Origin of the sequence: Corynebacterium sp. p3-SID1194 (assembly GCF_025144155.1) — a bacterium.
Taxonomy (GTDB): domain Bacteria; phylum Actinomycetota; class Actinomycetes; order Mycobacteriales; family Mycobacteriaceae; genus Corynebacterium.
The window spans coordinates 83,371-106,492 of record NZ_JALXWY010000005.1 but is presented as its reverse complement, the minus strand read 5'-3'; the positions used below and the strand labels follow the sequence as shown (position 1 = coordinate 106,492).

Annotated in this window: 23 protein-coding genes and 2 pseudogenes; 12 read left to right on the top strand and 13 right to left on the bottom strand. The window is 62.7% G+C overall.

What is annotated here, in order from left to right:
* Positions 1-45 precede the first annotated feature (45 nt).
* Positions 46-663: a DUF4245 domain-containing protein gene (locus M3G19_RS05680; protein ID WP_259901290.1), complete on the top strand. Its 618-nt coding sequence runs from the start codon at positions 46-48 to the stop codon at positions 661-663.
* On the opposite strand, the gene M3G19_RS05675 is transcribed toward M3G19_RS05680, so the two are convergent.
* Positions 660-935, bottom strand: a complete 276-nt coding sequence (locus tag M3G19_RS05675) for an exodeoxyribonuclease VII small subunit (RefSeq protein WP_210573059.1) — start codon at positions 933-935, stop codon at positions 660-662. The two genes, M3G19_RS05680 and M3G19_RS05675, sit on opposite strands and share 4 nt — an antisense overlap.
* A gap of 15 nt (positions 936-950) precedes the next feature.
* Complete coding sequence (gene xseA, locus M3G19_RS05670; protein ID WP_259901289.1) at positions 951-2,210, bottom strand: exodeoxyribonuclease VII large subunit; 1,260 nt, start codon at positions 2,208-2,210, stop codon at positions 951-953.
* A gap of 88 nt (positions 2,211-2,298) precedes the next feature.
* Between xseA and M3G19_RS05665 the strand changes: the two genes are divergently transcribed.
* The gene (locus tag M3G19_RS05665) at positions 2,299-3,258 is read left to right on the top strand and encodes a 4-hydroxy-3-methylbut-2-enyl diphosphate reductase (RefSeq protein ID WP_210573057.1); all 960 of its coding nucleotides are present in this window, start codon (positions 2,299-2,301) and stop codon (positions 3,256-3,258) included.
* Here M3G19_RS05665 and M3G19_RS05660 read toward each other — a convergent pair.
* From M3G19_RS05660 to M3G19_RS05650, 3 genes are read right to left on the bottom strand one after another with little or no spacing between them, the layout of a single operon-like run.
* Positions 3,255-3,902, bottom strand: a complete 648-nt coding sequence (locus tag M3G19_RS05660) for a DUF6542 domain-containing protein (RefSeq protein ID WP_259901288.1) — start codon at positions 3,900-3,902, stop codon at positions 3,255-3,257. The two genes, M3G19_RS05665 and M3G19_RS05660, sit on opposite strands and share 4 nt — an antisense overlap.
* A gap of 52 nt (positions 3,903-3,954) precedes the next feature.
* Positions 3,955-5,109 (bottom strand): DNA recombination protein RmuC, encoded by a 1,155-nt coding sequence (locus M3G19_RS05655; protein ID WP_259901287.1) that lies wholly within the window; start codon positions 5,107-5,109, stop codon positions 3,955-3,957.
* A 21-nt stretch (positions 5,110-5,130) separates the two neighbouring features.
* Positions 5,131-6,621, bottom strand: coding sequence for an AI-2E family transporter (locus M3G19_RS05650; RefSeq protein WP_396121749.1), 1,491 nt, complete (start codon positions 6,619-6,621; stop codon positions 5,131-5,133).
* 179 nt (positions 6,622-6,800) lie between these two features.
* Between M3G19_RS05650 and M3G19_RS05645 the strand changes: the two genes are divergently transcribed.
* From M3G19_RS05645 to M3G19_RS05620, 6 genes are all read left to right on the top strand, one after another.
* Positions 6,801-8,288, top strand: coding sequence for a metallophosphoesterase family protein (locus M3G19_RS05645; RefSeq protein ID WP_259901286.1), 1,488 nt, complete (start codon positions 6,801-6,803; stop codon positions 8,286-8,288).
* A gap of 20 nt (positions 8,289-8,308) precedes the next feature.
* Entirely contained in the window at positions 8,309-9,901 is a 1,593-nt protein-coding gene (locus tag M3G19_RS05640) for a metallophosphoesterase family protein (RefSeq protein WP_259901285.1), read from the top strand.
* Between the two features lie 86 nt (positions 9,902-9,987).
* Positions 9,988-11,076: a redox-regulated ATPase YchF gene (ychF, locus tag M3G19_RS05635; protein ID WP_259901284.1), complete on the top strand. Its 1,089-nt coding sequence runs from the start codon at positions 9,988-9,990 to the stop codon at positions 11,074-11,076.
* Between the two features lie 18 nt (positions 11,077-11,094).
* Positions 11,095-11,499 carry a recombinase family protein gene (locus M3G19_RS05630; RefSeq protein ID WP_259901283.1) on the top strand — a complete coding sequence of 135 codons (405 nt, stop codon included), beginning with the start codon at positions 11,095-11,097 and terminating at the stop codon, positions 11,497-11,499.
* Positions 11,500-11,504: 5 nt separating this feature from the next.
* Positions 11,505-13,511: a hypothetical protein gene (locus M3G19_RS05625; RefSeq protein WP_259901282.1), complete on the top strand. Its 2,007-nt coding sequence runs from the start codon at positions 11,505-11,507 to the stop codon at positions 13,509-13,511.
* A 112-nt stretch (positions 13,512-13,623) separates the two neighbouring features.
* Complete coding sequence (locus M3G19_RS05620; RefSeq protein ID WP_259901281.1) at positions 13,624-14,232, top strand: ATP-binding cassette domain-containing protein; 609 nt, start codon at positions 13,624-13,626, stop codon at positions 14,230-14,232.
* A gap of 133 nt (positions 14,233-14,365) precedes the next feature.
* Here the strand turns inward: M3G19_RS05620 and M3G19_RS05615 are convergent.
* The 3 genes and pseudogenes from M3G19_RS05615 to M3G19_RS05605 form a co-directional block, all read right to left on the bottom strand.
* Positions 14,366-14,488 (bottom strand): annotated as a pseudogene (locus M3G19_RS05615) (IS3 family transposase); the annotation flags it as partial.
* Between the two features lie 310 nt (positions 14,489-14,798).
* Positions 14,799-16,691, bottom strand: coding sequence for a cation-translocating P-type ATPase (locus tag M3G19_RS05610; RefSeq protein ID WP_259901280.1), 1,893 nt, complete (start codon positions 16,689-16,691; stop codon positions 14,799-14,801).
* The gene (locus tag M3G19_RS05605; protein WP_259901279.1) at positions 16,688-17,047 is read right to left on the bottom strand and encodes a helix-turn-helix transcriptional regulator; all 360 of its coding nucleotides are present in this window, start codon (positions 17,045-17,047) and stop codon (positions 16,688-16,690) included. Before M3G19_RS05605 ends, M3G19_RS05610 begins: the two co-directional genes overlap by 4 nt.
* Positions 17,048-17,337: 290 nt before the next feature.
* Here M3G19_RS05605 and M3G19_RS05600 point away from each other — a divergent pair, with 290 nt between their 5' ends.
* Positions 17,338-17,781 (top strand): recombinase family protein, encoded by a 444-nt coding sequence (locus M3G19_RS05600; protein ID WP_223845690.1) that lies wholly within the window; start codon positions 17,338-17,340, stop codon positions 17,779-17,781.
* Between the two features lie 153 nt (positions 17,782-17,934).
* Positions 17,935-18,789 (top strand): 23S ribosomal RNA methyltransferase Erm, encoded by an 855-nt coding sequence (gene erm, locus M3G19_RS05595; RefSeq protein WP_070429178.1) that lies wholly within the window; start codon positions 17,935-17,937, stop codon positions 18,787-18,789.
* Between the two features lie 219 nt (positions 18,790-19,008).
* Here the strand turns inward: erm and M3G19_RS05590 are convergent, their stop codons facing one another.
* The 4 genes from M3G19_RS05590 to merA form a co-directional block, all read right to left on the bottom strand.
* Positions 19,009-19,332 carry a type IIL restriction-modification enzyme MmeI gene (locus M3G19_RS05590; RefSeq protein ID WP_049189366.1) on the bottom strand — a complete coding sequence of 108 codons (324 nt, stop codon included), beginning with the start codon at positions 19,330-19,332 and terminating at the stop codon, positions 19,009-19,011.
* A 208-nt stretch (positions 19,333-19,540) separates the two neighbouring features.
* The gene (locus M3G19_RS05585) at positions 19,541-19,972 is read right to left on the bottom strand and encodes a peptide chain release factor I (RefSeq protein WP_259901278.1); all 432 of its coding nucleotides are present in this window, start codon (positions 19,970-19,972) and stop codon (positions 19,541-19,543) included.
* Between the two features lie 192 nt (positions 19,973-20,164).
* Complete coding sequence (locus tag M3G19_RS05580) at positions 20,165-20,515, bottom strand: hypothetical protein (protein ID WP_005293255.1); 351 nt, start codon at positions 20,513-20,515, stop codon at positions 20,165-20,167.
* Positions 20,512-21,933: a mercury(II) reductase gene (gene merA / locus M3G19_RS05575; protein ID WP_259901277.1), complete on the bottom strand. Its 1,422-nt coding sequence runs from the start codon at positions 21,931-21,933 to the stop codon at positions 20,512-20,514. The genes M3G19_RS05580 and merA overlap by 4 nt, the downstream gene beginning before the upstream one ends.
* A 98-nt stretch (positions 21,934-22,031) precedes the next feature.
* Between merA and M3G19_RS05570 the strand changes: the two genes are divergently transcribed.
* The gene (locus tag M3G19_RS05570; RefSeq protein WP_259901276.1) at positions 22,032-22,421 is read left to right on the top strand and encodes a heavy metal-responsive transcriptional regulator; all 390 of its coding nucleotides are present in this window, start codon (positions 22,032-22,034) and stop codon (positions 22,419-22,421) included.
* A gap of 46 nt (positions 22,422-22,467) precedes the next feature.
* Here M3G19_RS05570 and M3G19_RS11895 read toward each other — a convergent pair.
* Positions 22,468-22,713 (bottom strand): annotated as a pseudogene (locus M3G19_RS11895) (alkane 1-monooxygenase); the annotation flags it as partial.
* 121 nt (positions 22,714-22,834) lie between these two features.
* Here M3G19_RS11895 and M3G19_RS05560 point away from each other — a divergent pair.
* On the top strand, positions 22,835-23,116 hold the full coding sequence (locus M3G19_RS05560; RefSeq protein ID WP_259901275.1) for a type II toxin-antitoxin system RelE/ParE family toxin: 282 nt from the start codon (positions 22,835-22,837) through the stop codon (positions 23,114-23,116).
* Positions 23,117-23,122 lie beyond the last annotated feature (6 nt).

Genomic DNA, 23,122 nt, shown 5'->3' with positions numbered 1-23,122 from the left:
GGTCTTATTTCGGGAGTGTCGGCACGCCGTGTCATACTGTCTGGCGTGGCTAAGGAGAAACCCCGGATTTTCCAGGACGGAAGGGACATGACGATCAATGTGATCGTCATTGTCTTGCTGATGATTGGCGCTGTCGGGTTCACTGGCATGTGCAGCTTCAGTCCGGGTCGCCCGGAAAACGGCCCGGTGAAGGAGGTCGACGGCGCGACGTTCATGGGCATGGAGGCCCGTGCCGCGCAGTTCCCGGTGCGTTTCCCGCAGATGCCGGAGGGCTGGGTGAATAACTCGGCGCGCCGCACGACGATCGGTGAGGCGCCGGCACCGGTGGTGGGCTGGGTGACTCCGCAGGAGGGGTACGTGCAGCTCACGCAGACGGACGTGGACGTGGATGCGGCGGTTGAGCGCATCGATTCCGCGCCCCGCGAGGAATCAGGCACACAGCTTATCGACGATTCCCACCACGCCACCGTCTACTCTTCCCCCGAGGCAGACATCCGTGATCTGTGGGTCGTGGATTTGGGCGATGTGCGCCTGCTTGTGAAGGGCGAAGCAGTAGACGATGAGTTCCGGGAGCTGCTCGCTGCGACTATCGCAACGGAGCCGTTGCCTGCAGGGGGAGCCGCAGACACAGACGCTGGTACTGGGACCGGAGCAGCTTCTTAGTTTTCTTCCGGTTCTTCTTCGTGAGAGTCTGCGGCGGAGCCGAGGGCGGTTTCGACGCGGCGCTGGGCGCCGTCGAGAAGCACTTCGCAGCGTTTCGCGAGGGCTTCGCCGCGTTCCCAATACTTGAGTGATTCGTCGAGGCTCATTTGGCCGAGCTCGAGGATCTTGACGGTCTCGATGAGCTCGTCGCGGGCCTGTTCGTAGGTGAGAGTGGTGGGGTCGGGGAATGCCTCGTCGCCCGGGGTGCCTTGTCCGAAAGTGTTGTCTGCCATTGTTTTCTCCTTGTGTTATTCGGCGGGTGTGGTGGCCATGCCAGCGGCGGTAATGGAGCCGTCGCCGACGCGGATGCGGAGCTGGGAGCCCGGTGGTGCTTGATCGATGCTGGTGACTACTTGTGCTTCAGTGCCGTCGCGGGGCTGGACCTGGACGACGGCGTAGCCGCGTGCGAGCGTCGCGGAAGGGCCGAGTGCTGAGACCTGGGCGCGCAGGGCGCGGACCTCGGCGGACTCGGTGGAAATGAGCCGCGTGATGTCGCGGCGGATGGATGCGCGAGCGCGGTCGAGCTCGTCGCGGCGCTGGGTGATCGGTGTCAGCGGATTCGCCATGACGGGGCGGGAGCGCATCTGGCGGAGGCCCTCGCGTTCGCGGCGCACCCACCCGCGCAGGGCGGCAGCCATGCGGGAACGAGCTTCGGCGATGAGCTCGAGTTCAGCGGCGACATCGGGGACGACGCGCTTGGCGGCATCGGTCGGGGTGGCGGCGCGCAGGTCGGCGACATTGTCCAGCACCGGGTTGTCGGGCTCGTGGCCGATCGCGGAGACGACAGGAGTCTGGGCGGCGGCGACAGCGCGCTGGAGGACTTCCTCGGAAAACGGGAGCAGGTCTTCTACCGAACCACCGCCGCGGGCGATGATGATGACGTCGACGGCAGGGTCGGCGTCGAGAAGCTTGAGCGCGTCGACGACCTCCGGAACGGCGTTGGCTCCCTGTACTGCTGTGTTGATGACGCGGAAGTCCACGGCGGGCCACCGGTCCTTGGCCACGGACATCACGTCGCGCTCGGCGGCGGAACCGCGGCCGGTGATCAGGCCGATCCTGTTGGGCAGGTAGGGGAGGGGGCGCTTGCGGGAGACGTCGAAAAGCCCCTCTGCGGCGAGCATTTTGCGTAGCTGTTCGATCTTGGCCAACAGCTCGCCCTCGCCCACGTGGCGGATCTCGGTGACCCACATCGAGAACGACCCACGCCCGGCGTAGAACGCGGGCTTGCCGCGCACGACCACGTGGTCGCCGTCCTTGAGCTGCGTCGGCATGCTGCGCAACAGCTCCGTCGACGCGGTGAGCTGCAGACTCATCTGCTCCTGCGTGTCGCGCAACGTCAGATACGACAGCTTCCACGTCGGCTTCATGTTGACCTGGGTGAGTTGCCCCTCGATCCACAGCCAGCCCAGCCGCTCAATCCACTGCTTGACCGTCTGGTTGACCTTTGACACCGACCACGGAGTCTCCGGTGTGCTCTTCGGCGGCCCTCCCGCCTGTTGTCCTGCCATCAGCTAGCGCCCCCTTTCTTCTGCGATTCGATGCTGCTCGAGCAAGCCAGCTTACCTTTTAGACTGCCTTTCCATTACCCTTGGTTCCATGTCGACAACCGGAAAAAACGTCCTTCTTGCAGCCCCTCGCGGATACTGTGCCGGCGTGGACCGCGCAGTCGAGACCGTGGAGAAGGCGCTGGAGAAATACGGCGCCCCCATTTATGTCCGCAAAGAAATCGTGCACAACAAATATGTTGTGGAGACGCTGTCGCAGCGCGGCGTGATCTTCGTCGAAGAGACTGACGAGGTCCCGGAGGGCGCCCATGTGGTGTTCTCCGCACACGGCGTGTCCCCGGCTGTTCGCGAATCCGCTCAGCAGCGCAACCTCATGGCGCTCGATGCATCGTGCCCGCTGGTGACCAAGGTGCACAACGAGGTCAAGCGTTTCGCCCGCGACGGCTACCACATTCTGCTCGTCGGCCACGAAGGCCACGAGGAAGTCGAGGGAACCGCGGGCGAGGCGCCGGATGTCGTGCACCTCGTCGACGGTGTCGAAGGCGTCGAGGCCGCCCCGGACTTCCCTGAAGACCAGAAGTTGGTGTGGCTGTCGCAGACCACGCTGTCGGTGGACGAGACCATGGAGATCGTCACCCGCTTGCGCGAGAAGTACCCGAATCTGGAGAACCCGCCGAGCGACGATATCTGCTACGCCACCCAGAACCGCCAGGTCGCGGTGAAGGCGATCGCCGAGCGCGTCGAGCTGATGATCGTGGTCGGCTCCCAGAACTCGTCGAATTCCAAGCGCTTGGTGGAGGTCGCTCTGCAAAATGGCGCGGATGCCGCTTACCTGATCGACTACGCCAACCAGATCGATGACACGTGGCTCGCAGGCGTCGAGACCGTCGGTGTCACCTCCGGCGCATCGGTGCCGGAGATCCTGGTCCGTGAGGTCGTCGAGTACCTGGGTGAGCGCGGCTACGACAACGTTGAGCAGGTCACCACGACGACGGAGACCATCACATTCGCTCTGCCCCGCGACCTGCGTGCGCCGCGGACAAAGGCTTAGGAGTCGTAGAGGTCGTCGGTAAGCTTGCGGCTCAAGCCGCGGCTGCTTCCGCCGTCTGCTTTCTGGCGCTCGGCGCGGCGCGCGAGGAGCTCTTCGACGGTGACTTTCTTGTCTGAGCTACGCTGACGCAAACGGGAAGCCTCGTGGCTCGTTCGCCGGTTTGTGGCGCTGACGCTGCGGCGGTGGCGTTCTTCGTGCGCGCGGATCTCTTCGTTCTGCTTTTTCAGCAGGCGGTAGCGCAGCAGCGCGATGAGGATCGATCCGAGCACGGCGAAGAGCAGCACTGGAAAATACTGCGTGAGCGGGTACAGGATCAGAACCGCAGAGGTCTTACCCAGCGAGGTTTGACCCTCGGGGAGCTGGAAATGCGCGATCAACGTGCCGGTGAGCAGCAGGAAGAACGTGTACAGCAGCGGGATCGACGCGACGGTGACGAAGAGGCCGCGGGGGTTGACGAACGTGGTCACCACGATGGACGCCACCGTGAAAAGCACGAGGAACGGCAGGCCGACTGCTTCGTTGTACAGCGCGATCAACCCGCCGGTGACGAGCGCGGCGACGATGATGGCGATGCCGGAGCCCGTGGAGAAGCCGGACAGCGTCGATGAAGACGTGGACGACGAGCGGGGTGAAGCGTGAGACACGCTGAAACATGTTACCTGCCGGGTTTGCCAGCTCCGTGTTCACTCGGCCCGTCTACCCCCATTTTTCTTCGGCGGGGTCGGCGTCGGTGCGCGGTAGCGCTGTGCGCGTGCGGGTGGACACCGGGTTCAAGGTGGCGGGCGCGGCGGATGTGTGCGCGGGGACGTTGAGGTCTTTGAGGCGCCGCGCGGTGACCATGACGCGCGAATCCATGGAGCCGAGTGTTGCGTTGAACGCTTCGACGGCCTTGTCGAGGGAGGCGCCGAGACGGTTGTAGTGTTCCGCCATGGTTCCCAGGCGCGTGTACAGCTGCGAGCCGAGGCGCTGGATTTCGTGAGCTTTTTCGGCGGCGGTCTCGTGCTGCCAGCCGAGGCTCACGGTGCGAAGCAGTGCGAATAGCGTCGTCGGGGTCGCGAGGACGACACCGCGGGAGAAGGCGAAGTCAAGCAGTTCCGGGTCTTGCTCGAGAGCGGCGTCGAGGAAGGGGTCGGCGGGAATGAACAGCACGACGAATTCCGGGGTGGGCGAGAACGCCTCGAGATAGCTTTTCGACGCCAACGTGGTCACATGGTTGCGCACCAGGTGGCTGTGCCGGCGCAGGTAGCCCTGCTTTTCTTCGGGGTCTTCCGTGCCAAGGGCGTCGAGGTAGGCGCCAAAGGGGACCTTCGCATCGACGACGATATTGCGGCCACGGCTAAGACGGATCACCATGTCGGGGCGGACCATGCGCCCGTCGACCATGGCGGTGGCCTGGACGTCGAAATCGCAGTGCCGAGTCATGCCGCCGAGCTCCACGACACGTTCGAGCTGCATTTCGCCCCACCGCCCGCGGGTATTGGGGGAGCGCAGCGCTGCGACGAGCTGATCAGTGCGGTCACCCAAGCGTGACGACGCCCTTGTTACCGCCTGCACCTGCCCCGCCAGCGCCGAATATGCGACGGCACGGTCCTCGTCCATCTCACGCAGCTGCACCGAGAGCTGTTCCATGGTGTGGCCGAGACGGTCGAATTCGCGTTGGCGCTGTGCTTCCAGGGCGCGGGTCGCGGGGGAGGGCTCGATTTCGTCGGGGTGGGGCGAGCGGGCGGACTCGTGAGCCGGGGTGCGCCGTTGTATCCGCACCGCGTAGAAGGCGGCACCGACAAACACGCCGGCGGCGAATGCGAGTACGGCGGCGACCAGGATCAGGCTAACGGCAACGGTGGTGCTCATGCACCACACAATTGCACACGGCTAGGACACGTCGTCGTCGCCACCCTTACGTGAGCCGAACACATTTTCGATACGCCAGTCTTTTGGTGAGCGCAAAGAGATGCCTTTAACCTGTTTCGCCAGGGCTGATGCACGGCGGCTGCGTGGTGCAGCGGGTGCCTGTTCTCGTTCGTCCTCGTCGACGGTGGGCGGGGACCAGGCGTGCTGGGACAAAAGGTCGGTGCGGGCTGTGTCGCTTTCGCGCTCCTCAGCTTCGGCGAGCGCGCGGCCGACATCGGTGGCGAAGGTGAGATCGGCGGCGCTGACTTCGCCTGCGTGTAGACGCAACATGTCCTGGATATAGCGGAACACCACAGCCAAAGTCGCTGCGACGGGCACGGCGAGGAAAGCGCCGACGAGACCGAAGAGACCGCCGCCGACGGTGACGGAAACGAGGACGATCACCGGGTGCAGCTTCATGGCGCGGGACTGCAACAGCGGAGACAAGACATTGCCTTCGAGTTGCTGCACGGCAAGGACGATGGCAAGCACGATCAGTGCCTTGGTGAAGCCGAGGGAGACCAGCGCGATCAGCACGGCAAGGGCACCGGCCACGATCGCGCCGACGAGAGGAATGAACCCGGCGATGAAGGTGATCACGCCCAGTGTGAACGCCATCGGTACGCCGAGGATCCAGATGCCGATGCCGATAAAGAGGGCGTCGATAAGCGAAACGACGGCTTGCGCGCGGATGTAGCCGCCGAGCGTCTCCCATGCGCGGGTGAGCAGCTCGGTCGCGTGCAGGCCCGCGCGGCCGCCGGTGGCGCTGCGTACCCACGGGAGGAATTTCGGCCCATCTTTGAGGAAGAAGAAGGTCAGAACGACGACAACGACCAGGGTGATCGACATCGATGTGGCGGTGCTGATGCCGCTGAAAATGCCGCCGGCGATGGCGCCCGCCCGGTCTTGCATCCACGTGGCCACGTCTTGGACGATGCTGTCGACTTGGCCCGCGTCGATATTGAACGGCAGGCTGTCTTGGTTTTGCAGCCAGAGCTGGAGTCCTTGAATGCCTTGGCCGGCCTGAATCACAAGAACCCGTGAATTGCGCAGGATATCCGGGAGGATGATGGCCACGAAGAAGACCAGCACGGCGAAGAAGATCAGCAGCGAGAATAGTGCGGCGAGCCCGCCGGGGACTTTGTGTCTGCGCAGGAAATTCGTGATCGGGGAGAGAACCGTGCACACGATGAGCGCCAGGATCACCGGGAGGATTCCGGCCCAGAATTTCCCGACGAGGAAGAAGGTCGCGCCGAGCAGGATCACGATGATGAGCATCCGCAGCGAGAATTGCGCGGTGGATTTCATCCAGGAGTTCACGATCACAGAGCGATCGACACGGTTGCCGTATTCGTGCACGTCGGCGGAGCCGTTCGACTGGGCGTCCGTCGCTTTGACCTTCTCAGCCAGCGTCTGCGCGTCGTCAGTCACGGTTTCCTTGCCCGCATCGGGGTCAGTGTGTGCAGAACTCACGCGCCCTATTGTGCCCTAACCTGTCGGGGTGCAGGTACGGGTTCGCACTTCGCTTTTCGACGAGCGCCCCAAAATGACCTGTGCTACATTCTTGTGCGCAGACGCAGGAGAAGCTGTATTTTCGCTGTCTGAAACGTCTCCCGTACCGCCTTCCGCCGATTGATGTTGATGAGGTTGCTATGCGCCTGAAGACCACTGTTACGGCCGCCGCGCTGACGGTAGCCCTGGCCGGTTCGACTTTCGCGGTGCCGGAGGCATCCGCGCAGGCGCAGGGTGGTCCGATCACCTTGAGCTCGCTGCAGATCGGCGCGGATGCTGCGGCCGTGAACTTCGCGTGGCGCACCACCTACCGCGGTGATGAATTCGTCCGTTATTACAAGACGAGTGAGGGGCCCGAGTCCGCGGAGACCGTGCGTGCGCACTGGAAGCCTGGCGCGGCGCGCTACCGCGCGATGCACGCGAGCATCTCGGGATTGGAGCCCGGCACGCAGTACAGCTACGAGCTCGGCTCCGAGGAGGGCGGGTGGAGTGGCACAGCCACATTCACGACGCAGAGTGCGTCGAACAGCTGGAATTTCCTGGCCTTTTCCGACGCCCAGATCGGAGCGAGCCACGATAACGCCAGCGATGGTGCCGGCTGGCAGCAGACCCTGACGAACGCCACACGGGCGTACCCGGATTCCGCGTTCATCTTCCACGACGGTGACCAGGTCAACGCCGAATCGGACCCGGTGCTGCAATACGAGCAGTTCCTTGCGCCCGACGAGCTGGACCAGTACCCGCTGGCGGTGTCCAAGGGCAATCACGAGCTGCTTCTCGATCTGGGGCAGCACTACCATTCGCACTTCAACATGCCGAATGCGAAGCGGGCGAACTACCACTTCGAGCGCAATAACGCCCTGTTCGTGGTGCTCGACTCGAACCAGCCTGTCTCGGCGATGGAGGACAATGTGCGCCGAATGGTGAAGGCGCACGGTGCCGGCAAAGACTGGATCATCGTCGGCTTCCACTATGCGCCGCATTCCTACGGCGGGCGCTATGACGAGATCAAGCAGCGGGTGATGCGCAAGGATCTCGGGGCCACGATGTCGGAATTGGGCGTCGACCTGGTGCTCAACGGCCACGACCACATGTACAACCGCTCCCACTTGATGGATGGGGAGACCCCGGTCGTCCCGGAAAACCCCGCGCAGCCGGGCGACGTCCTTCACCCGCAGGATGGCGAGGTGCTGTACCTGACCATGAACAGCCCGTCGGGCTCGAAGTTCTACAAATTCAAGGGCAACGACGGCCAGCGTTACGACGACATGACGCCGGAGCGTGCTCGCGAGCTCGGTCTCGAACAGCCCACCATCGCGTACTTCAGCCAGGACCGCACTCCCGATTACACGGCTGTCGAAATCACGCCGGACACGCTCGTCGCCCGCACCCACAACTCGGACGGCACGCTTGTCGACGAAGTCACGCTCGACCACCGCGCGCCGTCCCAGCCAGGGGAGGGGGATCCGTCGGACACGAATGACACCGATACGGCCGCTGCTTCTGCAGGCTCGTCGACTGGGGGCATTGTGGCCGTGATTCTCGCTCTGCTCGCTGTCGGGCTGGGTGCCGCTGCGGTGCATTTCCAGCCGCAGATCCGCGACATGCTCGCCAATATCCGTTTCTGAAAATTAGAAAGAAGAACCACATGACTATCCGCCGTCCATCCGCACTGGCTGCTGCGTCCATGACGCTGGCGCTGACCTGCTCTTTCGCCGCTGTTCCTGATGCTGCGGCACAGTCCACGGGCACGAACAAGGAGACTGTGAGCCACATCGGCGTCGGCGCGACATCGACGGACATGAACTTCTCGTGGCGCGCGACGTCTAACGGGGACGAAGCCGTTAAGTACTACCCGTCCGGCCATCCGGAAGAGGCAAAGACCGTCGCGGCGAAAGAAGCCGATTACGGCGCGCTGCTCTACCGTTCTATGCACGCGAGCATCTCCGGGCTGCAGCCGGGTGCCGAGTACACCTACCAGATCGGCTCCGACAAGGGTGAGTGGACCGACCCGGAGACCTTCCGCGTGCAGGCCGAAGGCGACAGCTGGTCCTTCCTCAACTTCGCCGACGCTCAGATCGGCGTCGACCTCAAGGTCGAGGAGCAGGCCGATGCGTGGCGCACCGCCGTCAAGCAGGCGACCGGAAAATACCCGAACTCCGAGTTCATCCTGCACGCCGGTGACCAAGTGGAGGGTTGGGGCAACCCGATCAAGCAGTGGGAAGCGTTCTTCTCCGCGGGGGAGTTGAAGAACTACCCGGTCGCGCTGACGAAGGGTAACCACGAAACCTACAATTTCTCGGATAAGCACTTCGACGAGCACGGCAACCTCCCGAACCGAGACGGCCGCACCGCGAACTACTTCTTCGAGCGCAACAACGCACTGTTCGTCGTGCTCGACTCGAACGAGAGCTCGAAGGGCGACATCGAAAAGCATGCTGACTTCGTGCGCAAGACCGTCGCCGAGCATGGTTCGGGCAAGGACTGGATCATCGCCGTCATGCACCACGCACCGTTCAGCCACGGCTCGCACGCGATGAAGGACTCGGACGTGAAGGCGCTGCGCAAAGGGCTCGCCCCGGTCTTCTCCGAGGCGGGCGTGGACATGGTCATGTCCGGCCACGACCACATGTACAACCGTTCCCACCTGCTGAACGGGCTCACCCCGACGGTGCCGGAAGCGCGCCCCGATGCCGGCGATGTGCTGAAACCGAAGGCCGGCGAGGTCATGTACGTCACCACCACCACGGCCGGCGGCGGCAAGTACTACGATTTCCACAGCCCCGACGGTAAGTCGCACCCGGAGATCACTGACCGCTCCCAGACCGAGGGCACGGACCTGCAGGCCAAAGAGATCGCTTTCTGGACCCAGGACAAGACCCCGGATTACGCCGTCGTGGACGTGGATAAGGACAGGCTGACCATGCGCACGTTCAATGTCGCGGACCATTCGCTTGTCGACGAATTCACCCTGGACAAGTCCAGCACCGACCGCCCCGCGCCGGGGACCGTCGACCCCGGAGTTGTGGCCCCGGGCGGCGGTGACGCAGACGAAGATGGGTCTAGCGGCTCGTCTGCCGGCGAGATCGACGCTTCTTCTGCCGCCGGTATCGGCATCGGCATCGCCGTCCTGCTCGGCCTGATCGGCGGGGCAGTGCTGGCTGCCCCGCAGCTGCGCGAAATCGCCGCTCAGGTTCCGCAGCTGCGCCAGTTCGCCGACCAGTTCGGCATCAAGCTCTAGTCGCTGCCTCTTCCCGCACGCTTCGTCCACGCCCCATCCACGCCCGTCGCCCGGGCTGGCTGGGGCGTGCGTTATCATTGGCCACCGTGAGCCTTACTCTTGGAATCGTCGGCCTGCCCAATGTGGGCAAGTCCACCCTGTTCAACGCACTGACCCGCAACGAGGTCCTGGCGGCCAACTACCCGTTTGCCACCATCGAGCCGAATGTCGGCCTGGTGCCGCTGCCGGACAAGCGCCTCGACCGCCTGGCTGAGATCTTCGGCTCCCAGGAGATCCTGCCGGCCACGGTCTCCTTCGTGGACATCGCCGGCATCGTCAAGGGCGCCTCCGAAGGCGAGGGCATGGGCAATGCCTTCCTCGCAAATATCCGCGAGGCGGACGCGATCTGCCAGGTCGTGCGCGCATTTTCTGATGACAATGTCATCCACGTCGACGGCCAGGTGGATCCGGCCAGCGACATCGCTGTGATCAACACCGAGCTCATCCTCGCTGATCTCCAGACCATCGAGAAGGCGCTGCCGCGTCTGGAGAAGGACGGCCGCAAGGACAAGGACCTCGCCGCCCAGGCCGAGGAAGCCAAGAAGGCGCAGGCCATTCTCGAGAACGACACGACTCTCTTCGCTGCATCCAAGGCCGGCGAGATCGACCTTTCGCTCGTCCGCGACCTGCACCTCATGACCGCGAAGCCGTTCCTCTACGTCTTCAACTCCGACGAGGGAGTCCTCACCGACGACGCGAAGAAGCAGGAGCTCCGCGATCTCGTCGCTCCCGCTGAGGCTGTCTTCCTCGATGCCCAGACCGAGACTGAGCTCCTCGAGCTCGACGAAGAGGACGCAGCAGAGCTTCTCGCGGCCGTGGGCCAAGACGAGCCCGGCTTATCGACGCTCGCTCGCGCCGGTTTCGAAACCCTCGGTCTCCAGACCTACCTCACCGCCGGCCCCAAGGAATCCCGCGCCTGGACCATCCACAAGGGTGACACCGCACCCAAGGCTGCCGGCGTGATCCACACTGACTTCGAGAAGGGTTTCATCAAGGCCGAAATCGTCGCCTTCGACGACCTCGACGAGCTCGGCTCCATGGCCGAAGCCCGCGCCGCCGGCAAGGTTCGGCAGGAGGGCAAGGACTACGTCATGGCGGACGGCGATGTCGTGGAATTTCGTTTCAATGTAACCTAAATGCGCTATGAATAGCGTATGACTACACGCGCCGCTATTTACCTCCGTATCTCGCTAGACGCTGCCATGGACGGCCTCGCCATCGACCGGCAGCGTCAGGACTGCGAAGCCCTTGCCAAGCAACGCGGCTGGGACGTCGTGCATACCTACGTCGATCAGTCGATCTCCGCGTCGAAGAAGGACGTGGACCGCCCCGACTACGACGCGATGGTGGCGTCTTTTGAGCGCGGCGAGATCGACGGATTCTGGAACGCTAAGGCGCGTTCTTATTTCACCGTGAATCGGTGCCATACTTCGACTGTGACCGTCAACGGCAGAACGCAACGAAGCATCAACACCCGCGGCGGCCAGAAGTCGATCGCCGAGCTTTGGGCAACGAATTTGCCGGGCACTAAGGACAGCTACTACTACAACTTCTGCTAGAACTCATGCGCATTCGACCCCTAGTACTTGGGCTTTTGAGCCTACTTCTTGCTGCAGTCATCGCGACTACTGGGTGGCTGCTGACAGCCCTGGTTGACTCCACCAAGCCCTTGTCCTTAGGGGTCGAATCAACCTTTAGTCTTGACTACGTCGAGCCTAAGACTTCACTCGCGGAGGAACTTGAGTCAGACTACGCACCGACGGTAATCCGTAACTCACTGGTTTCATTGGCCGAGCAGAACGGCTACTCCATCTACCGGCTGACTGGCACCGATGACGCAAGCGGGACTTCCCACGAGGTTTTCATCCCGCTGGAGCAAAATTATCCAGCACCGGAACGCATTCCCCGGCTCAACCGGCCGGATGCCTTGAGCCAAGCGTCCAGTGAGCTTGGGTCGCTGGATTACCACGGTGACTACGTCTTGGTTCCCAAAGCAACGGGTGGCAATGCGAACCACTTCTACGAATCGGCCAGGAATGACGGGCTCAGGCTAAGCGAAAAGACGCAGTTCCTTCACCTCATCCAATCGGTCGTATTCCGCCTGCCCGCGTTGGTGGCGATCCTGTTTCTATTTGTCGTTTCCCTTTTTGCCCTGGTATTTGTTCTTCGGGTTTCCGGTCTTAGATTGGCAGCGCTGCGCACAATAAATGGCGGGCACCGCAGTCAAAAAGGCAATTGGCGGCAATGGACCTTTGTCATCCTCCCGCACCTAGTTCTCATTGGCCTTGCGAGTACATTCCTCGCCCGCCAAGGGAGCTATTCTTTTGCCCTCCAGTTCCTCAGGTTCTACGCCGCCGGGATAGGCTTGGCCCTGGCTACCACCGGTTTGGCCGTAGCCGTCACCGCCCCATTGTTGCGCCGCGCAGTAGCGCTGCTGGGGCAGCGTGCCCCCGCAGAGAAGGCGGCGGGAAAAGCGCTGAAAGTAATTTCGGTCTTTACCTGCGTGACCTTTGTAGCAGCGGGTCTTAGCTCAGCGGCTGCGCTCCGCTCCTACCAGCAGGAATCCGAGGCCCAACAGACCTGGAAATCTCTCGCAGAGTTTGGAGCCTTGCATTTTTCAGCCAACTTCGACGGCCCTGCTGGCCGCGCGGAAGGAGGCGAGCTCTTGCCGCCCAGTGTGCAGCAGAACTTCCGCGACTTCGCGCTCAGCTGGGAACGGGAGCACGGGGCTGTCCTCAGCCATACTTTGCCGAAAGAAGCTACCGGTGTGCCGGACTCCTGCCCCGTGGCACTTGCCAACCGCCAATGGCACGATCTGCAGGATTATCAGTTCCGTCCCGGAGACGACAACCACTCGGTCGACTATTCCGCAGCCCAAGAGCATTTCGCAGCTTCCGTGGATCTGTGGGCTCAGGAATCCGGCGACCTGCTCCTTAAATCTGCGCAAATTGGTCCGGTCAGTGCCGATCATGCGGTCGGATTCATTAGTGGAACAATGTCGGGGGAACTGGTTCCCGGCGATTGTTTTTACGTGCTTGAAACGGACGATCTATCCGGCTTCGACGCAGACTTCCTAAGCTCCACAGCTTCGAGTAAAAATTTGCTCTTCGCGGATTTCTCGGAACTGGGTCCAGAACTTACCGCTGCCGGCCTCGAAGGCTACGTGTACCCGGTACACGCGGCCGATCGCGGTCTGGCCGAACTAGTAGCCAGCACGGCGCTGTTCTGGCTGAGTATCCTGAGCGTCCTCGGAGCTTTGCTCGCCACGCTTGCGGCCTTGATAGTCCAGGCGCGCATCCAGCTCCGAGTTCACCGTCGCCTCCTGGTACTCCTCCACAGCGCTGGGCAATCACCGGACAAAACGATGTGGCGACTATTCAAAAGCCAACTGGTCAGCCTGACAGTTGTCGTCATATTGTCCGTCCTGGCTCCGCTACTGCTTCCCAACCCGTTCCTCTACACCTTCACCGCACTAAGCTGCCTTGTCTTAATCGTCTACCTCGGTTTTGTCCGTCTCAGTATTTCTCAGCACATGTCCGCCTCCCCTAGGAGTCACAATGTCATTGGCTAGCCCCAATCAGTCCCCCACTCTGCCGCCGGAGATTTCCACCTCTCATCTCTGTCTCGCCGCGGAGTCGACTTTTTCTGTGGGGCGCAGCACGCGGATGGTGAAGAAGTCCCTCGTGGAAAATGCAACGTTTTCCCTACCCGGGCCAGGCTTTGTCGCCATCTGTGGAGCCAGCGGTTCCGGAAAGACTTTGCTGCTCAACACCTTGGCCGGGCTCCTGCCGCCGGCGGACGGCCTCCTCCGGATAGACGGTGAGAATGCCTCCGCGTGGAGGATGAAGCGGAGGCGGAGGTTCTGGCGAGAACGCGCAGCGATAATCCACCAAGACCACGGAATCATTCCCGAACTAAGCTGCGAAGATAACCTCACCCTCGGGCTATCCAGGAAGCAATACTCCAAAGAAGAATTGCTGCACTCCCTCGGCGAAGTCGGTCTTGATGTCCCCTTCGACGGGCCGGCAGCTATTCTCAGCGGAGGCGAGCAGCAGCGGCTGGCGATCGCCCGAGCCCTGCTCCGCGGCGCGGCTTATGTGTTCGCTGACGAGCCGACCGCCTCCCTCGACCCCACTAACCGCGACCAAGTTATCGCGCTCCTGCGGCGAGCTGCGGACGGGGGCGCACTCGTTCTGGCCGCCACGCACGATGCCGCAGTTATTGCTGCCGCTGACAGCACCTTGTGCATCAATGATCGCCAGGTCACAGTCTCCGGCTCTGCGCGGGATTAAATCGCGATGCCCGCGGCCTTGGCCACCTTCCGGTACCCGGCCGCATGGTCCGCGACGCTGGCGTGGGCGTTGAGTCCGCTGGGGTTGTCGAGCACGGGCCTGACCCCCGGAAAGTAGACACGTCGGGGGTTAGCTATGCTGCTTGGGTCAGCGTAGCTGATGTGAGTGCTTCGAAGTCATTGGGGGCTAGAAAGTTGCACCAGGAGTGCCGTCTGCGGGTGTTGTAGCGCATGCACCACCGGAAGACTTCTTGGCGACTGATGTCGAAGTGGTGGAGTTCAAATTTAACGTGTAACGCGGAGCGTTAATGACGTTTCGCGTTATTGGGGGGTAGGTTGAAGAGCGCTGTCTCTATCTCCGGTTTTCGTTCGGCCTCGGTCCATTCCGCTACCTCGAGTGTAGAATCTGCAAGCGGTATCGGGCCGTTGAACTATTAGGTTCACCCACAGTTCCCGTGCCTGCACGCATCGAGAAGGACCAGGTGGTGAACTCGAATGACTCGCCTGGTCCAACGTGTGTGCGCTCGGCGCGTGGTTTAACTCTTATAAGACTTGCCGGTCACAGCCTCAGCGTTTCGCTCGTGCAGCCCGCAGGCCGTTCAAGATCACGATGACTTCGGCGACTTCGTGAACCAACACGACGGCGGCCAGGCCCAGCACACCGCTGATCGCCAGTGGCATCAACACGATAATGATAGCCAGAGACAGCACGATGTTTTGGTTGATGATCCTGCTGCCTCGGCGGGCGTGCTGCAGCGCCTGCGGGATCAGCCGGAGGTCGTGGCCAGTGAAGGCGACGTCAGCGGACTCGATCGCGGCGTCAGAGCCGGTTGCTCCCATCGCAATGCCCACCGTTGCGCCCGCCAGTGCCGGCGCGTCGTTGATGCCGTCGCCGATCATCGCCGTCGGCGTCTTGGAGGAGAGTTCGGCTACGATGCTTGCCTTGTCCTCTGGGCGCAGCTCGGCGCGCACGTCGTCGATTCCGGCGATTTCAGCCAGCGCCCGGGCGGTACGAGTGTTGTCGCCGGTGAGCATGCTCACTTCCACATCGTTGGCGCGCAGGGTCTGCACGGCTTCGGGCACCTCGGGCCGCAGCTCGTCGCGGACGCCGATCGCTCCGGCGAGGGTGTCATCGACGGTGACCAGGACGCAGGTCTGGCCTTCGGATTCCATGCGCTCAACGTCTCCCTTCAGTGGCCCGGCGTCGATCCACCGGGGGCTGCCGACCAGCAGGCGTCGGCCTTCGACGGTGCCGCCGATGCCATGTCCGGCTTCCTCGCTGATGTCCAGGGCGGCGGGTGCTTCGGGCTCCGCTGCCGCGATCGCCGCGGCGAGGGGGTGCGTCGATTGCTGCTCAACTGCCGCAGCGAAAGTAAGCACCTGCGCCCGATCGAACCCGTCTGCCGGGACCACGCCGGTAACCTCGGGCTGGTTGCGGGTGAGGGTTCCGGTCTTGTCCACCGCCAGGTGACGGATGCCGCCGAGCCGCTCGAACGCCGCGCCAGACTTGATGACCACGCCGAACTGGCTGGCCGCGCCGATCGCGGCCACGACCGTCAGCGGCACGGAGATTGCCAGCGCGCACGGCGACGCTGCGACCAGAACCACCAACGCACGGGTGATCCACGTCTCGGGGTCGCCCAGCAGCGAGCCGATCACGCCGACTAGCACCGCCAGGATCATCACCCCGGGCACGAGGGGTCGGGCAATCCGGTCGGCGATCCGGGCGCGGTCGCCCTTTTCCGCCTGCGCCTGCTCGACCAGGTCCACGAGTGTGGTCAGCGAGTTGTCCGTTCCAGCTGCGGTCGTCTGGACTTCCAGCACACCGGCGGAGTTGATCGCTCCCGCGGGCACCTCGTCGCCGGGCGCAACCTCCTCCGGAATGGATTCTCCGGTGATCGCTGAGGTGTCAAGGCTGGAGCGCCCAGACCGAATGATGCCGTCCGTGGCGATCCGCTCTCCGGGGCGCACGAGCATAAGCTCGCCAGCCGCGAGGTCCTTCGCTGCGACCTCGACCGACGTGCCGTCGCGCAGCACCGTCGCGGTCTGCGGTACCAACTTCAACAGTGCCCGCAGTCCGCCCTGCGCCCGGTCCATCGCCTTGTCTTCCAGCGCCTCGGCGATCGAGTACAGGAACGCTAGCGCCGCGGCCTCTCCGACGTAACCGAGGATTACCGCGCCGACCGCGCTGATGGTCATCAGCAAACCAATGCCGAGCTTGCGCTTCGTGACAAGGTTTCGGATCGCGTCGGGCGCGAACGTATACGCCCCTAGCAGCAGGCCGACCCAGAACAGTACTGTCGCGGGTGTCGCTAGCCCGGACCAGCCCAGCGCCAGGCCTACGCAGAGGGCTACGCCGGAGAAGATCGGCAGTAGCAACTCGGGGTCCTTCCACCATGGCCGATCGAGTTCTTCGATCTCATTGGCGGGTTCGTGTTCGCATCCACACGCCGAGCTCATGCGTCCTCTCCCTTCTCGCCGCAGCCGGGCACGGAGCACTCAGGGTCGATGCACGGGGCGTTTTCGTCGACAGCCAACGTCGCGTTCACTAGCGCGTCGAGCGCTGCCGCGAGGTGCGGATCGGCGATTTCGTAGTGTGTCTTGCGGCCCTCCGGCTCGGCAACGACGATGCCGCAGTCACGCAGGCAGGTCAGGTGGTTCGAGACGTTTGAGCGGGTCAGGCCCAGGTCGCGCGAAAGTACGGCCGGGTAGCTCGGGCCGTCGAGTAGTGTCATCAGGATTCTGGAACGCGTCGGATCCGCCATGGCCCGGCCGAGCCGGTTCATGACGTCGAGGCGTGAAGCAATAGTCAGCATGTGCTGAACAATACATCGTGTGCTGAACTATTCAAAGTGTGCTGAACTGACAGTTACGCGAAGGTCCTGCGACCTGCAAGAATTAGTCGATGGGATAGCAGATGACTGATCCTTTGTGGTTCGGCTGCCGCCCAACGCGGGAGCGACGTGGGTGGCGAGGTTCTCGAGAAAGTAACTTTGCAACTACATACCGTTGAATTTAAGTACAACGTGTAGCTAAGGGCCTTATTAATAGCGTTTGACAACACGCGCTCCTATTTGCCGTCGTATCTCACGAGACGCTGACGTGGATGGCCGCACCATCGACCTGCAGCCTCAGGACTGTGAAGTCATTGCAAAGCAGCGTGGCTTGCACGTTGGACATAGGACATAACGACGTCGATCAGTCCATTTCCGCGTCAAAGAAGAATGTGGCTCGCCCCAACTACGACGCCATGGTGGCATCCCTCGAACGCGGCGAAATCGACGCGATCATCTGCTGGGACCTCGCTGGACAGTCCGATCGGTCGGACAGAATTACTCCCGCACCCCAGCGTAATCAGGGGTGCACCTTAAAAACATTCGGAGGTGGGGGTAACTCCCCCTCGTTGCCCAGAGACAAAATACGCCAGTGGCGTCTGTATGACGCCCCGAAGGTAGGACAAATTCCAATCCAGAGAGGTCTTGCACTGTTGCGGTGCGGTTGTCTTCTTTCTCACCGTATTGCACCCTGTGAAATTAATTGGATACGATAGAACCATGTTGATTTCAGGTTCCGTTTTCATGCGGCCGCTCACCAACCGCTAAGGCGGTTTTCTCCCTCCCGCGGGTCAAAAACCGCTCCGGTCCTTTAGCCGGGCGGCCATTTGCCATGCCCGGCTCCGTTTCAACTCCACGGAGCACACCTGATGTCTACATACGGATACGGCCGTCACGAACATGGCCAAAATTTTCTCACAGACCAAAAGATCATCAACACCATCGTCGATCTTGTAAAACAAACCACCGGCCCCATCATCGAGATCGGGCCGGGAAGCGGTGCCCTCACTCACCCGATATCCCGCTTGGGGAGGGCAATAACGGCAGTTGAGGTAGACGCAAAACTAGCTGCCAAACTCACAAAAAAGACCGCCTCGGCGTCGGTCGAAGTGGTCCATGATGATTTCCTTAACTTCCCGTTACCCGCCACTCCCTGCGTCATTGTGGGAAACATTCCCTTTCACCTCACCACTGCCATTCTTCGAAAGTTGTTGCATGCGCCGGCATGGACTGACGCTGTACTCCTCATGCAGTGGGAAGTCGCTCGCCGCCGGGCCGGGGTAGGCGCAAGCACGATGATGACGGCTCAGTGGTCCCCATGGTTCACGTTTCACCTTGGTTCCCGAGTACCAAGGTCTGCTTTCCGTCCACAGCCTAACGTTGACGGGGGGATCTTAGTGATCCGCCGGGTGGGTGACCCGAAGATCCCGATAGAGCAACGCAAAGCCTTTCAGGCTATGGTGCACACCGTTTTCACCGCCCGGGGACGCGGGATAGGGGAAATTCTCCGAAGGGCAGGGTTGTTTTCATCACGTTCAGATACACAATCATGGTTGCGCTCGCGAGGAATCGACCCCGCAACCCTACCCCCCAGATTGCGCACCAGCGACTGGATCGATCTCTTTCAGGTGACTGGTTCCTCTCCATCGCACCATCGGCCAATTTCACAATCGGGAAGTAGTCAACGCCCTCCTCAACGCAAAAAACGAGGCCGGCGGCGTTAATCTCCCCGCCACCCAAACCGAAATCCACCAGTAGTAGTGGACGACCAGTGCTGGTCTACCGTGAGCCGGGTTATGACAGTGACGTGTTCTCGTCGGGCACAGTCATAGTTCCCGGCGTTGCCGGCGACAGGGTTCTATACCCAGCAGCGGGGCCGATCAAAATTACCCGCACGGGGAACGACCCTGCTGGTGGTTTCGATTTTGATGGAAGCGAGGAGATTAGCCCCTCGACAACTCCCCGTAGCTGGCGAACAGTAGCTCCTGGCGCTGGCGCTCGTTGGTGAGTTTGCGTGCCACACCGAAAGCTTTATTTACTTCTCGGTCCATTTCGTCGTGAGCCTTGAGCAGAGTTTGGTCCATCGCTAACGGGTTGTAGTGCTCCGCGAGTGACCCCTCGGGGTGCCGCTCGCGGGCCCGCAGTACCAACTGTCCAGCGTCGATGATTCGCTGCTGCGCTTTCTCATCTAGTTCACACGGAGCTGGTCCGAAGGAGTAGCTCCCGGTGTACTCCGAAGAACGGAAAAATGAATAGTGGGGATACATCGACTTCCATTTTCCATTCTCCCGGCTCAGAGTATTGAGGGGGCTGGGACCGGGTCCGTAAACCCTTTATGTTTTCCACGCACAGCGGTTTATAGCGACGATCCCTATAGGTTTTCCGCAGAACCTATATGTATTTCTGTGCACCCCCATGTTGTCCGTTTTAGCGGTATTTCGTTGCTACTTCCGCACTTGCGAATAAAATGGTTATTTATCGCCGACACTCCGTGGAGTTCAAGTTCAACGTGTAGTGCTTAACCTCTGCGAGGAACTCTTTGATCCCGGGACGTGAAGGGGCTGGGGCTATTGTGCTCCCCCGAACGCTACGGCCCGGGGGCACGAGGCTGTGTCGCAGGTGCAAGCGAGAGGACCAGGAGCGAAACACAGACCGCTGAGTCGACGCAGTCACGGTAAAGACGGAGCCGTCTAGGCGGTGCTCGAGGTTGCGCGAGATACGGTGACGCTGGGCGTCGGTAAGCGATGCGCATTCGGCGACATCGATGGAAAGCTGGACTTTGCCGTCCGTCGTGTTGACGCCCTGGCCGCCTGGAGTCGACGATTTCGCGAAACGCTCCGCGAGATCGGCGGCGATGACCGCACCGTCGGGGATCCCCGGGCCGGGCGCTATGGTCAGGTCGTTCATGCCGCCCAGCCTAGGTGCCCACAACCCTTTCTCGTCTCGGCGGAAGCGGAGACCGCGTCGCGACGGCCGGGATCCAGCCTCAGTATTATCCTCGTCACCGGTTGATTCGAACGCTTTTTGCTCCTCCTTCTCCCGTCGGGCTTCGATTTCAGCGGCCTCCGCAGGTGGCAGTGATCGCTGGATCCGCTCGAACTACCGGTTCCGATCAGCGGTCGAAGGATTTTCACAGCAGCCGGACCTGCGGCGCCGGTGCCGCCGCCGTAGCCTGACGAGCATCCCCGCCATGACGGCCATCACGACGGCGGTCCCGGCACCGATGATCCAGGGATTACCGAGGAGCCCACCGACGCCTGCGAGTGCTCCGCCCGCCGCGATGAACGGCAGGCCGCAGCAGAGCAGCGACGGAAGCGCGCAGCATGCCAGCAAGAGCAGCCCGGTCACTGCAGCGACGACGGGACCGGCGCGCCATTCGTCGCGGTCCTGATCGGCGCTCATCGTCTGCTTCAGGATGAGATCTCCCCGATTGCCTGCGTTGCCGTTCATGCGCAGCACGACAGCAGCGACGGGTCGGTGGTGAAGGCCTTCGCGGCGATCCGGATGCCCTCGGCCATGGTCAGGTAGGGGGCCCAGGCGTTGGCGACCTCGGCGACGGTCCTGCCGAGCACGTGGATGCCTGCGGCGGCGAGCTCCCCGGCGTCCTTGGCGACGGCGGTCAGGCCGAGGATCTCGTTCGTCTCGGCGTTCACGACGATCTTGATGAACCCGCGGGTGTCGCGGTTCACCAAGGCGCGGGGCACGTGGTGCAGGGGCAGGACGCGGCAGTTGCAGCGGATCCCCGCGGCGAGGACGTCCTTCTCGGTCATCCCGACCGCGCCGATCGCGGGCCCGGTGAACGTCACCCGCGGCAGGCGGGCGTAGTCGACGGACCGGTCGGCGTCGGCGAACGCGTTCTCGGCGACGAGGGTGCCGTGGTGGGCGGCGACGTAGACGAACTCGGGGTGCCCGGTCACGTCGCCCGCGGCCCAGACCCGCGGGTTCGAGGACTGCAGCCGGTCGGAGACGACCACCTCGCCGGAGTCTCCGGTATTCACCCCGACCGCATCGAGGTTCAGGCCATCGGTGACGGGACGGCGTCCGAGGGCGACCAGGACCTGGTCGGCGCGGAACTCCTGCGAGCCGCCGGACAAGGCGGCGGTCACGACGGCCTCGCCTCCCGTGCCGCGGGAGACCCGGGTGGGCACTGCGCGGCTGACGACGCGGATGCCCTCGTCGGCGAACACCTCCTGGAGCGCCTTCGACACCTCCGGCTCCTCCTTCGACGCGAGCCGGGACCGCACGAGCAGCGTGACCTGCGAGCCGAGGCGGGCGAACAGCTGCGCCTGCTCCAGGGCGACGTAGCCGCCGCCGAGCACCAGCAGCGACTCGGGGACCTCCGTCAGCTCCATCGCCGTGGTCGAGGTCAGGTATCCGGTCTCCTCCAGGCCGTCGATCGGCGGTGCCCACGGGCGAGAACCAGTCGCGACCAGGTAGTGGTGGGCCTCGATGGTCTCGACGCTTCCGTCGGATCCGGCAACATCGAGAACCGGCGCATCAGGGGTGCCCACGAACGAGGCGTCGCCGCGTCGGACCTGCCAGCCGTAGGAGTCGGCGACGTCGGCGTACTTCTCGCCGCGCAGCGACTCCACCAACGCTTGCTTCCCAGCGATCAGCGCGGGCATGTCTACGGGATCCGCCGTCGTCGCGATCCCGGGGAACCGGGTTGCGGCGTCGACCGCGACGTGCCGCGCGCCGGCCGCGGCAATGAGCGCCTTCGACGGGACGCAGCCCGTGTTCACGCAGGTGCCGCCGAGCGTCCCGCGCTCGATCATCACCACCGACTTCCCGAGCGTGCTGGCGCGGATCGCAGCGGCGAACGCGCCGCCTCCCGATCCGATGATGGCGAGATCGTACTTCGTAGGCATCGCTGCTCCTGTCAACTCTTGGCTTTCTGCTCTGTCTCAGCCATACTGGACCTTCCAGTGCAGGGGAAGGTCAAGCGCGGCCACGGAGGGAGACAGTAATGTGGATCGGAGAACTCGCCGAGAGGGCGGGCACTACCGCGAAGACCCTTCGCTTCTACGAGGAACAGGGCCTTCTGCCCCCGACCGAGCGCACGCCGTCCGGATACCGCGACTACGCGCCCGAGACGGTCGCTCGGATCGACTTCATCCACCGCGGCCAGGCCGCGGGCCTCACCCTCGCCCAGATCCGCCAGATCCTCGACATCCGCGACGGCGGCCATGCGCCCTGCGAGCACGTGCGCGACCTGCTTGACGTGCGCCTCGCTGAGATCGAGCAGCAGATCGCGCAGCTCTCCGTGCTGCGCGACACTATCGCGGACCTTAGCCAGGAAGCCGCGCACCCGGATCCTGAAACGTGCAGCACCGATCAAGTGTGTAGGTACTTGTAGACGGCGGGAGTCAATGACTCAAACGCTACAACCCCGATATGCGCTAGCGCATGTCGATGCCGCCGGTGCCCACCTCGATGATTTTGGTGGTGGCCGCGATAGCACACAGCAGCGGCATCGGGGCGGAGGCCTGCAGCGCGAAGTGGTGGACTCGGAAGGACGCGTTGTTCACGCCGATTTCGTCCGCAGCCTGGGTGATCTCCAGACGAGTCTTGGCGATCTTTTCCGCAGATGGCCCGCACTAGCTGCCGAAGGCGTAATGCCCGAAGCTTAAGAAGCCGAACGCTTTCATTGGATAACACTCCTTTTGATGGTGTTAACGAGAGGGAGTAACTTTGCAACGATATACCGTGGAGTTCAAATTTAACGTGTAGCGTTATTGACGCTTCGTGTTATGGGGGATAGGGCGAAGCATGATTTATTCGTTCGGGAATCGACAAACAGAACTGGTGTTTCTGCGTGAGCCGGTTCCGAAATTGGATCTTCGGATCCACACGTCGGCGAACAAGAAACTCCACCAGCTCGATGCGGCAGTCTCCCTTGACTCCCTCGGTATGCCGCCCGGGAACCGCCTAGAGGCGCTCAAGGGCGACAGGAAAGGGACTTTCAGCATCCGGGTCAATGACCAGTGGAGAATCACTTTTCGCTGGACGAGCGCGGGGCCCGAACAAGTGACCATCGAGGATTATCACTAAGGAACG

Coding starts and splice junctions, on each gene's coding strand:
- M3G19_RS05675 (WP_210573059.1), bottom strand. CDS start 935: ATGGCAGACAACACTTTCGGACAAGGCACCCCGGGCGACGAGGCATTC.
- xseA (WP_259901289.1), bottom strand. CDS start 2,210: ATGGCAGGACAACAGGCGGGAGGGCCGCCGAAGAGCACACCGGAGACT.
- M3G19_RS05665 (WP_210573057.1), top strand. CDS start 2,299: ATGTCGACAACCGGAAAAAACGTCCTTCTTGCAGCCCCTCGCGGATAC.
- M3G19_RS05655 (WP_259901287.1), bottom strand. CDS start 5,109: ATGAGCACCACCGTTGCCGTTAGCCTGATCCTGGTCGCCGCCGTACTC.
- M3G19_RS05645 (WP_259901286.1), top strand. CDS start 6,801: ATGCGCCTGAAGACCACTGTTACGGCCGCCGCGCTGACGGTAGCCCTG.
- M3G19_RS05640 (WP_259901285.1), top strand. CDS start 8,309: ATGACTATCCGCCGTCCATCCGCACTGGCTGCTGCGTCCATGACGCTG.
- M3G19_RS05630 (WP_259901283.1), top strand. CDS start 11,095: ATGACTACACGCGCCGCTATTTACCTCCGTATCTCGCTAGACGCTGCC.
- M3G19_RS05625 (WP_259901282.1), top strand. CDS start 11,505: ATGCGCATTCGACCCCTAGTACTTGGGCTTTTGAGCCTACTTCTTGCT.
- M3G19_RS05610 (WP_259901280.1), bottom strand. CDS start 16,691: ATGAGCTCGGCGTGTGGATGCGAACACGAACCCGCCAATGAGATCGAA.
- M3G19_RS05605 (WP_259901279.1), bottom strand. CDS start 17,047: ATGCTGACTATTGCTTCACGCCTCGACGTCATGAACCGGCTCGGCCGG.
- M3G19_RS05600 (WP_223845690.1), top strand. CDS start 17,338: ATGGCCGCACCATCGACCTGCAGCCTCAGGACTGTGAAGTCATTGCAA.
- erm (WP_070429178.1), top strand. CDS start 17,935: ATGTCTACATACGGATACGGCCGTCACGAACATGGCCAAAATTTTCTC.
- M3G19_RS05590 (WP_049189366.1), bottom strand. CDS start 19,332: ATGTATCCCCACTATTCATTTTTCCGTTCTTCGGAGTACACCGGGAGC.
- M3G19_RS05585 (WP_259901278.1), bottom strand. CDS start 19,972: ATGAACGACCTGACCATAGCGCCCGGCCCGGGGATCCCCGACGGTGCG.
- M3G19_RS05580 (WP_005293255.1), bottom strand. CDS start 20,515: ATGAACGGCAACGCAGGCAATCGGGGAGATCTCATCCTGAAGCAGACG.
- merA (WP_259901277.1), bottom strand. CDS start 21,933: ATGCCTACGAAGTACGATCTCGCCATCATCGGATCGGGAGGCGGCGCG.
- M3G19_RS05570 (WP_259901276.1), top strand. CDS start 22,032: ATGTGGATCGGAGAACTCGCCGAGAGGGCGGGCACTACCGCGAAGACC.
- M3G19_RS05560 (WP_259901275.1), top strand. CDS start 22,835: ATGATTTATTCGTTCGGGAATCGACAAACAGAACTGGTGTTTCTGCGT.